The organism is Pseudoalteromonas sp. FUC4 (genome assembly GCF_008370255.1).
Classification (GTDB): domain Bacteria; phylum Pseudomonadota; class Gammaproteobacteria; order Enterobacterales; family Alteromonadaceae; genus Pseudoalteromonas.
Genome location: NZ_SEUI01000001.1, coordinates 305,475 through 321,012, shown reverse-complemented (window position 1 = coordinate 321,012; position 15,538 = coordinate 305,475). Strand labels below are relative to the sequence as shown.

General features: G+C 38.8%; 15 protein-coding genes. 7 read left to right on the top strand and 8 right to left on the bottom strand.

Translation table 11 applies throughout. From position 1 onward, the window contains the following. Positions 1-260 precede the first annotated feature (260 nt). The 6 genes from pgl to EU510_RS19960 all read right to left on the bottom strand — a co-directional run bounded on the left by pgl (position 261) and on the right by EU510_RS19960 (position 8,441). Positions 261-971, bottom strand: coding sequence for a 6-phosphogluconolactonase (gene pgl, locus EU510_RS01470; RefSeq protein ID WP_149591950.1), 711 nt, complete (start codon positions 969-971; stop codon positions 261-263). A 2-nt stretch (positions 972-973) separates the two neighbouring features. Next, positions 974-2,446, bottom strand: coding sequence for a glucose-6-phosphate dehydrogenase (zwf, locus tag EU510_RS01465; RefSeq protein WP_149591949.1), 1,473 nt, complete (start codon positions 2,444-2,446; stop codon positions 974-976). Positions 2,447-2,715: 269 nt separating this feature from the next. Further along, entirely contained in the window at positions 2,716-4,362 is a 1,647-nt protein-coding gene (gene pgi, locus EU510_RS01460) for a glucose-6-phosphate isomerase (protein WP_149591948.1), read from the bottom strand. A 400-nt stretch (positions 4,363-4,762) separates the two neighbouring features. Then, on the bottom strand, positions 4,763-7,018 hold the full coding sequence (locus EU510_RS01455) for an aminotransferase class V-fold PLP-dependent enzyme (RefSeq protein ID WP_149591947.1): 2,256 nt from the start codon (positions 7,016-7,018) through the stop codon (positions 4,763-4,765). Between the two features lie 135 nt (positions 7,019-7,153). After that, positions 7,154-8,230: an AI-2E family transporter gene (locus EU510_RS01450; RefSeq protein WP_149591946.1), complete on the bottom strand. Its 1,077-nt coding sequence runs from the start codon at positions 8,228-8,230 to the stop codon at positions 7,154-7,156. Further along, on the bottom strand, positions 8,223-8,441 hold the full coding sequence (locus EU510_RS19960; protein WP_149591945.1) for a hypothetical protein: 219 nt from the start codon (positions 8,439-8,441) through the stop codon (positions 8,223-8,225). Before EU510_RS19960 ends, EU510_RS01450 begins: the two co-directional genes overlap by 8 nt. Before the next feature lie 145 nt (positions 8,442-8,586). On the opposite strand from EU510_RS19960, the gene EU510_RS01440 reads away from it, so the two are divergent. From EU510_RS01440 to EU510_RS01420, 5 genes are read left to right on the top strand one after another with little or no spacing between them, the layout of a single operon-like run. After that, positions 8,587-9,252, top strand: a complete 666-nt coding sequence (locus EU510_RS01440; RefSeq protein ID WP_149591944.1) for a hypothetical protein — start codon at positions 8,587-8,589, stop codon at positions 9,250-9,252. A 1-nt stretch (position 9,253) separates the two neighbouring features. Further along, complete coding sequence (locus tag EU510_RS01435) at positions 9,254-10,711, top strand: M48 family metalloprotease (RefSeq protein ID WP_149591943.1); 1,458 nt, start codon at positions 9,254-9,256, stop codon at positions 10,709-10,711. 53 nt (positions 10,712-10,764) lie between these two features. After that, positions 10,765-11,112, top strand: a complete 348-nt coding sequence (gene arsC / locus EU510_RS01430) for an arsenate reductase (glutaredoxin) (protein WP_149591942.1) — start codon at positions 10,765-10,767, stop codon at positions 11,110-11,112. Further along, on the top strand, positions 11,112-11,666 hold the full coding sequence (gene wrbA / locus EU510_RS01425) for an NAD(P)H:quinone oxidoreductase (protein ID WP_149591941.1): 555 nt from the start codon (positions 11,112-11,114) through the stop codon (positions 11,664-11,666). Before arsC ends, wrbA begins: the two co-directional genes overlap by 1 nt. Next, positions 11,663-12,106, top strand: a complete 444-nt coding sequence (locus tag EU510_RS01420) for a DUF2069 domain-containing protein (RefSeq protein ID WP_149591940.1) — start codon at positions 11,663-11,665, stop codon at positions 12,104-12,106. The genes wrbA and EU510_RS01420 overlap by 4 nt, the downstream gene beginning before the upstream one ends. An 80-nt stretch (positions 12,107-12,186) precedes the next feature. On the opposite strand, the gene EU510_RS01415 is transcribed toward EU510_RS01420, so the two are convergent. After that, complete coding sequence (locus EU510_RS01415; RefSeq protein WP_149591939.1) at positions 12,187-13,524, bottom strand: ankyrin repeat domain-containing protein; 1,338 nt, start codon at positions 13,522-13,524, stop codon at positions 12,187-12,189. 357 nt (positions 13,525-13,881) lie between these two features. Continuing rightward, complete coding sequence (locus EU510_RS01410; protein ID WP_024606588.1) at positions 13,882-14,475, bottom strand: phospholipid-binding protein MlaC; 594 nt, start codon at positions 14,473-14,475, stop codon at positions 13,882-13,884. Positions 14,476-14,720: 245 nt separating this feature from the next. Between EU510_RS01410 and EU510_RS01405 the strand changes: the two genes are divergently transcribed. Next, positions 14,721-15,257: an acyloxyacyl hydrolase gene (locus EU510_RS01405; protein WP_149591938.1), complete on the top strand. Its 537-nt coding sequence runs from the start codon at positions 14,721-14,723 to the stop codon at positions 15,255-15,257. 107 nt (positions 15,258-15,364) lie between these two features. Then, the gene (locus EU510_RS01400) at positions 15,365-15,511 is read left to right on the top strand and encodes a DUF2897 family protein (RefSeq protein ID WP_149591937.1); all 147 of its coding nucleotides are present in this window, start codon (positions 15,365-15,367) and stop codon (positions 15,509-15,511) included. The last annotated feature ends 27 nt before the right edge of the window (positions 15,512-15,538 follow it).

Genomic DNA, 15,538 nt, shown 5'->3' with positions numbered 1-15,538 from the left:
GAAGGGAAACTTTTATGACAACGACCATGAAAAAATAAAATTTAACTAAATCTGAACGTTGCTAAAAAACATACAGCTCAAACTCATAAATTTTGTGCAAAAACAACACACTTCATGGTTATTTTTAATACAAACTAAAGTTATGCATTAACATTGGTTAACAGTTCAGGGCTATTTTTTGAAGTGTTTAGACTTAAATTTGAACAAATAAAAAAAGCCGCTTATATAAGCGGCCTTTAAAAGTTAGATTAGTACCTAAATCAAGGTGCCCAATATACTTCAATATTTATACTTGGGTGGTTAAGTACAGCACGTAGTGGCATGTCATTAACATCGCCGCCCGCTTTTGCTTGCTTATAAACAGCGAGTTTTTCTTCACCGCTAATTAAAAGCTTAACCACTTTAGATTGCGCAATGGCATTTAACGTAAGCGTCATTCGCTCAGTAATACTACCCGTCACATCACTTTGTATCGCATTAATTGCACATACTGTTTGCGCAGTTGTTAAACCGTACTCTAAACCTTCCGCATGCGGGAATAACGACGCAGTATGGCCATCTGGGCCCATACCTAAAATAGTTACATCATATGGGCTTTTTAGCTCGCTATAAGCGGCTTCACACACTTCACTGCCTTGCAGCGCGGTTGCAGCATCATTTTTCATAGTTATGAAGTTTGCAGCACTACCATAGTTTTGTAATAACGTGCTTTTAATAAATGCTTCGTTACTTTTTTCATGGCTTGGCTCTACCCAGCGCTCATCAACCATAGCAACATCAACATGTTGCCAATCTAAATCAAGCGTTGATAAATGTTTATACGCAGGCGCAGGAGACGAGCCTCCCGATACCATTAATACAGCACGGCCATCATTTTTAATGCCATCACGTAGTGATTGCTCAAGCGTTGCAGAAAGCTCAGCTGTTAGCGCGTCTTTATCATCAAAAAACTTTTCAACTAGTGTTGCCATGCTTATACCTTATCGCCTGTGTTAAACCATACGTGGCTCTTTTCTGCCAATAGTTCATCAGCGTCATCCGGACCCCAGCTACCAGCACGATAAAGCGCAGGTTTGCCTTTGTCTTGCCAGCGGTCAATGATTGGATCAATCCATTTCCACGCTTGACGAACTTCATCACGGTGAATAAATAACGATGGATTATTTGCAGCAGCATCAAGCATTAAACGCTTGTACGCATCTGAGTGAAAACCGTTGCTGTAAGCTTGCGAAAGCTCAATGTTCATTGTTACCGGTTCAAGTTGCATTTGAAGATTATCAAGACGCTTAGACATAAGCGTTAATTGAATTGTTTCCTCTGGCTGCAAACGAATAACAAGACGATTTGGCTCGATGTTACCCACGTTATCTTCGTAAATATTGTGAGATACCTTTTTATATTCAACTACAATTTCAGCACAGCGTTTAGCCATACGTTTACCCGTACGAAGGTAAAATGGAACACCTGCCCAGCGCCAGTTATCAATATGCGCGCGAATAGCTACAAACGTTTCTGTTTTACTAGAACCTTCATTTAGCTCTTCTAAGTAACCCGGTACAATTTTACCGTTTAAGTCACCTGGTACATATTGACCACGCACAATATTTTCATCAACATCACCATCTACCAGCGGGCGAAGTGCTTCTAATACTTTTAGTTTTTCGTTACGAATACTGTTAGCGTTAAGCTTATTAGGCGACTCCATTGCAACTAAACAAAGTAGTTGTAATAAGTGGTTTTGAACCATGTCACGAAGTGCACCAGCTTTATCATAAAAACCCGCACGGCTTTCAAGGCCAACCGTTTCTGATAAGCTAATTTGAATGTTATCAATAGATTTAGCATCCCACATATTTTCAAACAATGAGTTTGAAAAACGCAGCGCCATTAAGTTTTGTACTGTTTCTTTACCTAAGTAATGGTCAATACGGAAAATTTGTTCTTCATTAAAAAACTCTGCAATTTTTCCATTAATTGCTTCAGCAGAAGCACCGCAATAACCAATTGGCTTTTCAACAACAACGCGTGATGTAGGTGTGATTAAACCTTTAGTCGATAATATTTCACAACATGTGCCATAAACAGCAGGCGGAAGCGATAAGTAAAACACGCGAGACTTAGTGCTTTCGTGCTCATCTAAAATGCCTTTTAGCACATCCCAGTTGTCGTCTGCTTCTGTAACATTACTTACCACTGGCACTAAAAAAGTAGAAAACGCTTTCCAATCTTTAGCGTTAAACTCACCTTTGCTTAAAAATTCTTGTAATGCTTTATGCGTTGTTTCTATGTATTCAGCACGTTTCGATTCTTCGCGCACTGTTGGTAGGATACGTGAGCCTTCAGGTAAGTTACCTTCTTGATATGCTCTGTACATTGCAGGTAGCAATTTGCGTAACGCAAGATCACCACCGCCCCCAAAAATTATAATATCAAAAGGATTAAGCATAGTTACTCTCTACGTTGTGATACCCAGTACATTTTATCAATGCGCGGGTATGCCTATTTATTGCTAGATTAGATGGCTTTTATAGCTGTATGTAAATAAAAGCCTGCTGAATTGTTCTGTATCGATGATTTATTATTATTGTTTATCATTGCACTTATTAAATGAGCCTTAGGGGCCCTGTATCTCCTCTCACAAAAATACAGACCCTAAGCACTCCAGCGCTACCCGTTCAAAGGTACTCGGTTTACTTACTTGCGTAAGCGAATTTTTTACTGCGTACGGTTTTGTTTGTAATACGCCATTAAGCCGTTTGTAGAACTATCATGAGCGTGTTTCACGCTATCATCAGTGAGTTCACTCTCAATTTTAGATGCTAAACCTTTACCCAGCTCTACACCCCATTGGTCAAACGAGCATATTTCTAAAATAATGCCTTGGCAAAATATCTTATGCTCATACAGTGCAATTAAACGGCCCACTGTTTTAGCATCTACTGTATCTAATAGCATAGACGTTGTAGGACGATTGCCTTGATGAATTTTATGATTTAATAACTCATCAATCTCTGCTTGCGATTTACCCTTAGCGGTTAAATCAGCTGTAACTTGCGCTGCATCTACACCACTCATCATCGCTTCTGTTTGAGCAAAGAAGTTTGATAATAAAATATCGTGATGCTTATCAACATTCACTTGTGGCTTAACTGATGCAATAAAATCTGCAGGTACAATTACATTACCTTGGTGTAAACACTGATAAAATGCGTGCTGGCCATTAATACCCGTCATGCCCCAAATAATTGGAACCGTAGTATAAGGTACCGTTTCGCCTGCAAAGTTAACGTGTTTACCGTTACTTTCCATTTCGCCTTGCTGTAAATACGCAGGCAACATATGCAGTGCTTGATCGTACGGTAATATAGCTTGCGCTGTATAGCCCAAAAAGCTCGTATTCCATACGCTAAGCAATGCCATAATTAATGGTATATTTTGCTCAAACGGCGCAGATTTAAAGTGCTCGTCTATTTCAAACGCACCTTCTAAAATTGCTTCAAAGGCGTCGTAGCCTAAATATAAAGCAATTGGTAAGCCTATCGCACTCCAAAGTGAAAAGCGACCACCAACCCAATCCCACATAGTGAATACGTTTTCGTCGCTGATACCAAAGGCTGCCGTTTTTTCTAAATTTGTACTTACTGCAACAAAATGCTTTGCAATTGTACTTTCATCTTTTGTTGTTTGTAAAAACCAGTCAACCGCCGTTTTTGCGTTTGTCATGGTTTCTGACGTAGTAAATGTTTTTGACGAAATAACAAATAATGTTGTTTCAGGGTCAATGGCTTTCAATATAGACGAAATTTGTACACCGTCAGCATTAGATACGTAGTGAACATTTAACGTATCATCAGCAAGTGCTTTTAATGCTTCAGTTGCCATTTGTGGACCAAGGTTAGAGCCTCCAACACCAATACTTACAACATCTTTTACCGTTTTGCCGGTATAGCCTAACCATTTACCGCTACGAACTTTTTCTACAAACACTTTAATTTTAGCTAATTCGTTGTCTACGGCTTGTGTCACGTTTTCGCCATCAACAATTAATGGGGTGTGAGCACGATTACGAAGTGCCGTATGCAAAACTGAGCGATCCTCGGTGATATTTATTTTTTCACCGCTAAACATTTTATCGCGCCACGATGCAATATCGCATTCTTTAGCAAGCGACATTAAGTTAGCAAAAACATCGTTATCAATAAGTTGCTTAGAATAGTCGAATAATACGCCTGGTACTTGAGTTGAAAACTGAGAAAAGCGCGTGTCATCTTGTGCAAATAACGTTTTTAGATGTGTTTGTTTCATCTTAGCTGCACTTTGTTCTAGTGCTTGCCAACTTGCTAGTTGCGTTCGGTTAGACATGGAAATATCCTCTATTTTTTTCAATCAATTGATTTAAAAATGTTTTTTATAAAAGCAAAACTCTTAAGACTACTTATTCACACTAAATTAAAGCGCAAATAGTATAACTAAAAATGCAAAAAAAGTGCTGTTTTTATAATTTTATGTGCAGATGATAACGCAATTTTTAGCTTTTGACACCGGTATCATAAAAATTTTATAAATTAATTTACCTGTAATTTTAAAGGCAGCGGCATAGCTTAATCAATCAAAATGAAATATTAATGAATTTTTATAAGCGCTGCTAATTACTTTTCATAGTTATTCACTAATTACTGTAATTGCTTGCCTTGCAAACAAATAAACCTTAAAAACAAAAAATCGGCTCTAAAGCCGATTTTGTACTAATTACAATCTTTGTTTAATTACTAAGCGCTAAACCGCCATTTAGGTTATAAACGGTTTTATATCCTAGTTGTATTAAGTTAGTTGCAGCAATTTTTGAGCGGTTACCACTACGGCATAATAAAATATATTTGTTATTTTTACTTAACTGCCCTTCAAACACCGCATTTGCCATTCTGCTAAGCGGTATATTTAATGTTTTTTCATCAAGTGTATTAAATAACTGAGCAACATTATTTGCTCCATGCTCATACGGCTCCCGAGTATCTATTAAATATACATCGCTGGTGTTTAACATTGCTTTAGCGTCATCAAAATTTAATTGCTGTGTATCAATCTCAGGCAATGCATTTACATAACCACACAATTGCGTGTTATTTACTTGCTTTGAAGCGTCGTACTGCTGCTTTTGTATTGTAAATTCATCAACTGAAATACTGCCGCTTACTAACGCATTGAGTAATGGCGTTTGGTTTTGTTGTACAGCCCAGTTCATGGCAAAGCATTGTTGGTAGTCGTGCCCTGAGCAAATAATACTGGTGCTATTTAGTTGCTCGCTTATTGCTAAAATAGAGCGTGCCATTGATTTTGCATCCCCACCTATAAGCGATGTATTGCCAAGCCCTGCAGGCAGTATTAAATCACCACAAAAACAGTAACGCGTTTCACCATTACTATTTTTTAATAAATAACTTACGCTATCTTTGCTGTGCCCAGGTGTCGCTACTTTTTCAAGCACGTCGTTTGCCAAGTTAATACTTGCTGTATTTAGCGGCCAACCAAGCGAATCAACCTCACCTTTTACAACACGCGATGCAAGAACGCTGGTTAGTAAATTAGTCGCTGACTCTCGCTCTTGATGTAGATGAGTATTAAGCACCGCTGATATAGTTAAGTTTTGTGTGTTCGCTATTTTTTCAAAACGCGGAATAAGCTCAATAATAGGGTCTATTATAACTGCGTGCTTATCATCGCTTACATAAAGCCAACTACATGCTCCTTGGTGCCTAAACTGAGTAAGGCCAAGTGCGCACACTTCTTGTGGTGGCGTAGTGCTATCAGATACAATTAAACAGTTAGCCTGTAGTATTGCTTTAAGAGCGCGAATACGCACACAAGCATCATCAATATCGTGTTGTGTTGCAGCAGGTCCAAACGATAACCTAATCGCATTTTCACTTTGCCACTTACTTGCACCCATTGCATCTAAAACAAAACTTGTAGATGCCCCCGTACTACAAGCCGAACCACCACTTACGCGAATGCCCGCAGCATCAAATAAATCAATCACTTCTTTGCTCGTTAAATCGTTAACAGCAAAGTTAAGTGTGGTTGGCACGCTATAAGCAAAATCATGATTAAATGTAATATCGCCAAAGGTATCTTTTATCGCGCTTTGTAACTGGATTCGGTAAGCGTTAAGTATGCTAATTGGTTTAAATGTATCGTCTGATTTATCAAGCAACATACTAAATAGCTTATTTAACCCTGCAATACCGGGTAGATTTTCGGTGCCAGAACGCATTCCACTTTCTTGACCGCCACCCGCTATAAAAGGTGTGTACGCACTGCCACTGCGAATATATAAAAAGCCAATACCTTTAGGTGCGTATAGCTTATGCCCCGAAAAAGGAGCGTAATCAATAGTTGTATTACTCAGTGCGAGCGCTTGTTTACCGAGTGCTTGAACGCAATCAACCATCCACGATACATTTTTGTTACGGCTACGAATTACCTGCTCTATAGCGGATAAATCTTGATATACGCCGGTTTCGTTATTAACGGCCATGGTGCAAATCATCAATGCGTTATCTATATGCTGTGCTATAAAATCTAAATCTAAAATACCGTTACTATCAACCGGAATAGCAAGCTCTTCGGCGTTAACGTCAAGTACGCTATTCCAGTGCTTGAGTGTATTTGGCACCGCTTTATGCTCAGTTGCACCATATAACAATACAGGGTTTTTAATAGGCTGATTTTTAGCATTAATTAATGTAGAAACCACCGCAGTTTGAATACCCTCCGTTGCACCAGAGGTAAATAGGATATCGCCATTAGTTGCGCCAATAACCGTGCGTGCCTTTTGGCGTGTTTGTTCTAATAAATGCTTGGCCTGAATACCTGTGATGTGCGGGCTTGAAGGATTACCAAAACATATTTGCATGGTATGAGAAACAACATCAGCAATACAAGGCAACACAGGGGTCGTTGCGTTTGCATCAAGGTAAACTTGTTTTACTGGCTCATCGTGCAATAAAAACTCAGACATTAAAAAACACACCTTATTACTAAAAAATATATCTTATTACCAATAGTACATAATTTTACAGGTAATGAGTAATAATCAATTAGCACTAGAGGTGCGTTTACTATGCTTTTTTAAACTAAAAGTCTGTTTACGCTTTTACTCAGCAGTTTCTTTACTTATCTCTTCATGAGTAGACGACCACGCTGTTATTAGTGCTTTTACAAGAGAGGCCAACGGGATGGCAAAAAATACGCCCCAAAATCCCCATAAACCACCAAAAAATAACACTGCAACAATTATAAACACAGGGTTTAAGTCAACAGCTTCTGAAAACAATAAAGGTACAAGTACGTTGCCATCAAGCGCCTGAATAATTCCGTAAATAATTAAGATGGTCCAAAACTGGGTTTCTAATCCAAATTGAAATAGCGCAACTGCCGCTACCGGAATCGTTACCAGTGCCGCACCAATAAATGGAATTAACACCGAAAAACCAACCAGTACACCAAGCAATGCAGCATAACGTAAATCCAAAACCGTAAATGCAATAAACGACACACCACCAACAATTAAAATTTCAAACACTTTACCGCGAATGTAGTTCATTATTTGTTGGTTCATTTCGTGCCATACTTGCAAAATTAAACGTCGTTGCTGAGGGATCAGCTTAGCGACACTACTCGTTAATTCTAGCTTGTCTTTAAGCATAAAAAATACCAGTAACGGCACAAGTACCAAATATATAAGCCAAGCAACAACATCTTTTAAAGACGTAAGTGAAAACGATAATACCGCTTGCCCAAACTCAATAATTTTAGCTTCTACTGTTGCAACAATAGCTTGTACTTGTTCTATATTAATTAAACTTGGGTATTGTTCAGGTAAAGCCATTAAATAAGACTTCCCCTGCTCTAGCATATGCGGTGTTTCTTGCACTAAGTTACTGGTTTGCTTCCAAAGCACTGGGCCAATGACTAAAATAAGGGTGAGCATAATGCTAATAAATATCAACATTACAATAATTGTTGCAGTAAAACGCCTTAATCCAACACGCTCTAAATGAACAACCGGCCAATCTAGTAAATAAGCGATAACCAGCGCAACGAGCACAGGAACAATTAACGCGCCAAAAAAGTAAAGTAAGGCAACTGATACCAATAATAAAAATAATAAGGTAGACGAATGAGGATCCGAGAACTTCCTTTCGTACCATGTTTTTACGTATTCAAACATGTAATGGCTCCACTAATAACAACCCACGTTGTTTATCAAAATTGTAACTATAAGCATTTTTTTGCAAAAACCGTTCAATGTCGTTCGCACTTTCACCTTTATTAAAACTAAAAGTGATGCGTTGTTTTGATGACTGTGCACTTCGAAGCGCAAGCTTAAACTGCACAAATTGCTGAGGACACTTAAACTCTTTTAAATCGCGCTCCACCATAACTACTTTATCCGTATAGTAAATGAATAATAAGTCGCATATTTACGGTCTACGTATCTATATGCTCAAACCGTTGTAACTTTTTGTTAAAACAATTCCTGCAATAGTTTATCCTTATAACATAACTAGCAGTAAGGATAAGTTAATGCCTGGCACGCATAATAAAGCGCAACTACCAAGTAATCCAACACTCAAAGAGATTAATTGGTTTAAAAAGCAGATTAATTGGGGCGAACTACCTCCTTTTTATCACCTTGTTGCCTCATCAATAAGCGAATCAGAAGGAATTTTAGATCATGGGTTCGACAATGCAGTTAAACAACTTTTAGATAAACGCAATTGGAACTTAGATTTACTAGAAGGCTATGAAGATAACCTAGGTGAAATACATACCAAACATAAGCCACGTATTGCGCTGCACCAAGTATTTACAGACAGAGGCTTTGAGTTATGGGCACAGCCTTATGCTAAAGATGTTATTGTTGATCAATACATAAAAAACAATCGCTTTATGGAATTTAGAGTGTGGGACCCACATTCAATGAAAAACTTGATCAGAATAAATCAGTTACATAAGTTTATTGGCTTTTATTTTGAACGAGGCGACAAAGCAGATAAAGCCATTATTTTACATGCTCACAAGGTAGTACATAAAATTATTACTTTTTTGCAGCGAGAATTGAACGTTGTAAAGCTTGATGGAGTCACAATAAAAGAACTATACCAATTGTGCGAAAAAGACAGCCGTGCAAGCAGTGACGAAATAGACATAGCCAAAATTGCAATTGGCGAACAAATTAACAAGGAATAAAATGCAGCTAAAATCAGCATTTATCACTTTATGCAGTGCTGCGCTTACGTTTAGCTTATTAATAAGCGAACCTTTAAAAGCGCAAACCAACTTTACGCTTCCTGATTTAGGAACTTCTGCATTACAAGCACTGCCACTCGAAAAAGAACAAGCCATTGGCGAAGTAATGATGATGCAAATACGAGGCTCATCACCAGTAATAAACGACCCAGTGCTTGATGAATACCTCACAACTATTGGTCGTAAACTCGTTGCTAATGCTAATGACGTGCGCTTTCCGTTTTCGTTTTTTTGGATAAACAACTCAGAAATAAACGCGTTTGCCTTTTATGGCGGACACGTTGGCGTGCACACAGGGTTAATAGCTCAAGCCGATAACGAGAGCCAGTTTGCCTCGGTACTTGGTCACGAAATTGCTCACGTAACACAGCGCCACTTAGCACGAAGAATACAGCAACAACAAGATAACAGCGCGCTGACGATTGCCGGTATGATTGCCGGAATATTAGCAACCGTTGTTGCACCAGATGCGGGTATTGCCATTATATCTGCCAGCCAAACACAATCTGCTTTTAGTCAGTTAACGCATAGTCGCTCAGCCGAGCAAGAAGCTGACCGCATAGGCATGCAAACGCTTAACAATGCAGGCTTTGATGCTCGTGCATCGAGCGAGTTTTTAACTAAACTTGCCGCGCAAATTCGTTATAAATATAAACCACCTGCGTTTTTACTTACTCACCCATTACCAGAGAGCCGAGTATCTGATGTACGTTTGCGTGCAGAGCAATTTCCTGTGCGTCATATGAGTGCCAGTCTTGAGTTTAATTTAGCTAAAAGCCGCGTGCTTGCGCGCTACGACAACAAGCCAGAAAACGCCGAAGACCTATTTAGAAAACGACTTCGCGAAAATAGCTACGATAACACCGCTTTAAAGTACGGTTTAGCTATTAGCTTACTGGATCAAAAAAAGCTTGATGAAGCAGCCCCAATATTAGACGAGCTTTTAAAAAACGATCCTAAAAACCTATTTTATATAGACACCCATACCGATTTACTCATCGCGCAAAAAAAGGCAGATGAAGCCGTAAAATTTTTAGCTGATTTAAATCAGTATCGCCCTAATAATCAGGTGATTACGCTCAACTATGCCAACGCAGCACTAGAAGCTGAGCAATATGAACTAGCCGAAAATATTTTGAAGAGTTTTTTACTCGAAAAGCCCGACCACAACTTAGGCAAACAACTCCTTGCTGATGCGTATAAAAAACAAGATAAATTAGCCTCTTATCACGAAGCGAACGCCGATGTATTAGCACAATACGGCGCTTATTTAAAAGCCGCAGACGAAGTACAAAAAGCACTTAACTTTGTAGAGCCTACCCAACTTGTAAAGCAACAACGTTTAAAAGCACTACTTACCCAGTATCGACTTTTACAAAAAGAGCTTGCAAGACTTTAAGTCTGCAAGCGCTTACCCTAAAATAGACGCAATTCACACTTTGGAATCATTTTATGTCTGTTACTATTTACCACAACCCACGTTGTTCTAAATCACGCGAAACGCTAGCGCTACTACAAAGTAAAGCGATAGAGCCAAGTGTTGTAGAGTATTTAAAAACCCCTCTTACTTATGATCAAATTTCAACACTTGTAATCCAACTTGGTTTTTCATCCGTACGTGAAATGATGCGCACAAAAGAAGATGACTACAAAGCGCTTAATTTGAAAGATGAAACAAATGAGGACGCACTTATTAACACTATGGTTAAATACCCAAAATTGATTGAGCGCCCTATCGTAGTTAATAACAATAAAGCAGCGATTGGTCGTCCACCAGAAAACGTACTAAGCGTTTTATAATGAGTGCAACCATAGTGGTGCTTTATCACTCAAGCCATGGCTCAGTTGAAGCAATGGCTCATGAGATAGCAGAGTCGATAGAGCAACAAGGTGCAACCGCCCTGCTGCGTACTTTTGTAGCTAAAAATGCGCACGATATCGTGATCACCAAAGATGATTTAATAAATTGCGATGGTTTAGCATTTGGTACACCAACTCGATTTGGCATGATGGCCTCTCAAGCAAAAAGCTTTTGGGAAACCACCAGCGACCTGTGGTTAAAAGGCCAATTAATCGATAAGCCAGCGTGTGTATTTTCGTCATCAAGTAGTATGCATGGTGGAAATGAAGCAACCTTACTTAACTTATCTTTGCCACTATTACACCACGGCATGATGCTTATGGGCGTGCCATACGATGTGCCCGAACTACTTGCAACACAAACCGGTGGAACACCATACGGTGCAACACACGTCGCTGGCAGCGCTAATAGTGCACAGCTAAGTAAAGACGAAATTAAAATATGCCAAAGCGTTGGTAAACGCCTTACTCACATTGCGAGAAAACTTAAATGAATACAGCTGACAGTCCAGCTAAAAAGCCGATTACGGTAAAATTTCAACGTGCAGCACTATTTGGCTATGTTGGTTTACTTATTCTGATCCCTTTGTGGATGTATTTTGTACCCCCTCTAGACGGTAATACTAGTTGGGTGTCATTGTTTTTTCCTATCATTCCTTTACTGCTGCCGCTAAGAGGCATAATTCAAGACAACACATACACCTATGCGTGGGCTAACTTTATTGTAATGCTTTATTTTATCCACGGTCTTACCATGCTGTGGGCTGCGCCAGATGAGTTAATTTGGGTGTTGTTAGAGCTGGTATTTGCATCATTTATGTTTATTGGCTGTACTTACTACGCAAGACATCGCGGACAAGAACAAGGTTTAAAAATCCGTAAGCTTAAAGAAGAGTTAGCTGAAGAAAAAGCAGCAAATGAGCACGGTAAATAAGGTTTAAACATAAACGCTATATACAAAAAAACGCGCTTAAATTACTTTAAGCGCGTTTTTTATTAACTGTTTAAAAGTGACTAAACTAAATCGCTCAAGGCAGCTAGCACCACAATACTCGCCAATCCTATTTGAGCAATTAAGCTAATAAACGAAAAGCCCCTAAGCACAAATAAACCCCAAGGGTGTTTAATATGTGGATATAGCGCACAGCGTTTTAAAGTGGTCGCAAAGAAAAAACAAATCACTGCAGTCATAGTTAAACCCAGCGTCAGCTCACTTTTAATAGAGAGTGTTTCATCAAAAAAGAAGAACAACTGCAAAGGCAACAATATAGTAACGATAGCGTGCAGCACATGTACTTTTTTAATACGATCGAACTGCCCTTCCGGCGAAAGCTCTTTAATACCAAAGTCACGCTCTAAACATTTAACCAAGTTATTAGCTTTAATACTAACCGCTAAACGGTAACAACTTAAACCTTCTTTATTGCGCGCTCTAAAGTTATAGCCCGCTTTAATAAGCAGCACCATTAACGATTCATTTTTAGCAAATACAGCGTAATGAAGTGCTGTGTTACCTAAATTATCAACCGCTTTTTTGTCTTGCTTTGCAAGTAGCGTTTCAACCACATTTACAAAGCCTTTTTCGGCGGCCCACATAAAGGCTGTTTTATTATTTTCATCAGCAAGCACACCAGTAGCGCCTTGCTCAATAAAGCGCATAGCCATTGTTTGCTTAGCTGTTTTTTTACGTAAATGAGTAAGCAAAGCTTTTTCTAAAAGAACAACAGAGTCAACATCAGGAGAAACCTGCGTAAGCAACGTAAAGTAGTCTTTACCCGCTGCTACTTTTTCGCTGGCAAGCTCACAAAGAGTATCCAAGTCAGCAATAGACTCTGGAATAAACGCACTTAGGCGCTCTCTAAAATCAACTTCTTTCCATAGAGCTAATGTGTCCTTTGCCGAGAGTTTACTTTTATTATTTAACGCATGCTCAATTAAGGTGAAGTAGCGTTTACTAAAAAATAAATCAACTAAAGACAGTGGCGTATCTATGGTATTTTGTGCAGCCACACTTGCGTATTTTTCAAGGCGCTGGCATAGCATAAGCACTAAGCTTTCAGGGGTGTATTCATTATCGTAGTAATGGCTTTTAACCGCACTAATGTACGCTTGTGCGTCTTCGTCATATTCAGAGATATGTTGAAAATAACATTCTTCAAATGGCTCCAGCGGGGTTAGCCATGCCAAATAATAAATAGGTGGCAGCACGGTGGTGCATACACCATCGTCTTCATTTGTAGAACGACAAGCAGGCCAAGCTTCCAAAGCATCTAAAATAAAGGCACCGTTTTGTTCTACCAGTCCTTTAATAAGTAATGGGTATTCCTTTGGCCAAATCAGTACATTTTCCATTAAAACAACACAACTCCAGTGTGGCTTGGGGGTGGTAAGTTATATCAGTTTTAAGCTGACACCACGCTTAATCAAAGTGCCGATATTCTAGCACACCTTTGTTTTGCTGCTAGCGCAAAATTACGCAATAACAACAATCCTTTAGGATTATATCAATTCGCTTAATTAAGTGATTTATTTTGAGGTAGAAAACCGTGTGATAGCAAGGCAAAAATTTTGTTATTTAGTTGTTCTAAATGATTAAGTATTACTGCGGATTGGTATTGTCCTTCGCAAAAATATAAAAACGGCCAAGTACATAAGTAGTTGGCCGTTTTTGAGGTTGGAGTTGGGCTTAATCAGAGCCAGACAAATAGTCTATTTACTTTTAAGCTCGCTAATAACTTGCTCTAAACCCACATCAGAAATACGTTGAATAATCTCTTTTTGTTTAGCGCTTAATAGTGAAATGCCTTCAGCAACTATATCGTATACTTTCCACTCATTATTTTTACCTAAACGAAGCTTAAAGCTTAAGTCGATAGTAGGCGCATTTGGTTCAATAATTTGCGTATTAACTGTTGCGTACTCAGAGTCACTTTTTGCGTTATTACGCTCAAATACTACTTTTTGACCTGTGTACTTCATTAGTGCACCAGCGTATGTGCCTGTTAAGTAGTGCTCTACTGCATCTATAAACTGCACTGCTTGTTCGCGCTCTATGCCTTTAATGTGTTTACCTAATAATTTAAACGACACAAACTTAACATCAATATGTGGCATTAAACGTTTTTCAACAATGGCAGCCATCGCTTCTTTGCTGGCTGTCCCTTTTGAGTTTACTTGACCAATATCTGCAAATAACTTGTCAGCTACCGACTCAAGTAACTGATCTGGTGATTGCTGAGCTTGTGCAAATAACGAACTGCTAAAAAAAGCAGTGGCTAAAACGAATAGTTTAAAGAGTTTCATAATTGTATATGTCTGTGTGATTAAGATGGCTGTAATTTACGCGAACCATACGCAATAAAAAAGGCACAAATAAGCAACTTATTAATGCCCAAACGGCACCAATAGAATAACTGAAATAAATTCAACCAGTTAGAAACCTCCATTAACAGCTCATATACAACCGGCATTTTGTCCTCATTGTAATTGTTAATAGGTCGCCCTTATCATTTAGTTATCAACTTAAATCAAACAAGCATTTGGCACCTATGAAAACGTCACTGAAAACACTTATTATCTCTTTTGTATTAGTAGTTTCACTTTTTGGCAAACTTGCTTTTGCTCAATCGAGCCACGGTTATGCCGTTGACCTTCTCAAAGGCGAAGGTAACGTAAACGGCGTTAAGCTTGCGTATCAGTATCATGCACCTAGCATGCAAAATATAATTGGTGATGCACGCTTTTACTTTGAAACCAGCGTAAACATGTGGGAATACCGCCACGGCGATGAAACACAATCAAACCTAGTACTTGCTATGTCACCTGTGCTGCAATTTCCTGCCTTTAGTTTTAACAACACCCCATTTTATGTAGAAGCAGGTATTGGTATATCACTGATTGATGAAACGCAGTTTGCCGGTAAAAACATAAGTACTCACTACCAATTTGAAGACCGCATAGGGCTTGTAGCCGATTTTGGCCACACCAATGTTGCCCTTCGCGTTATTCACTATTCAAACGCTGGCTTTAAAGAGCCAAACCCTGGGCTTAACTTTTTAACGCTTTCGGTAGCGAGACGTTTTTAACGTTATTGATTGTGTTTAAAGTTATTGATTGTATTTTGAGTAATTTAATTGCTGTTATAGCGCAAAGCGGTCACACTTAAACGTACTAAAGATTAGGTGATACTGCGATGCAAATTTGGCATATTGTAATTATTGTCGCTGTTGTTTTTGCCATTATCATTGGTAATATTGCGCTGATTAGACTCTCTGCAAAACAGGAGTTTATAAAACCCAACGCCAATATAAAAAATACAACAGACACAAAAAAGCCCTGATCAATCAGGGCTTTTTCAATAATACCA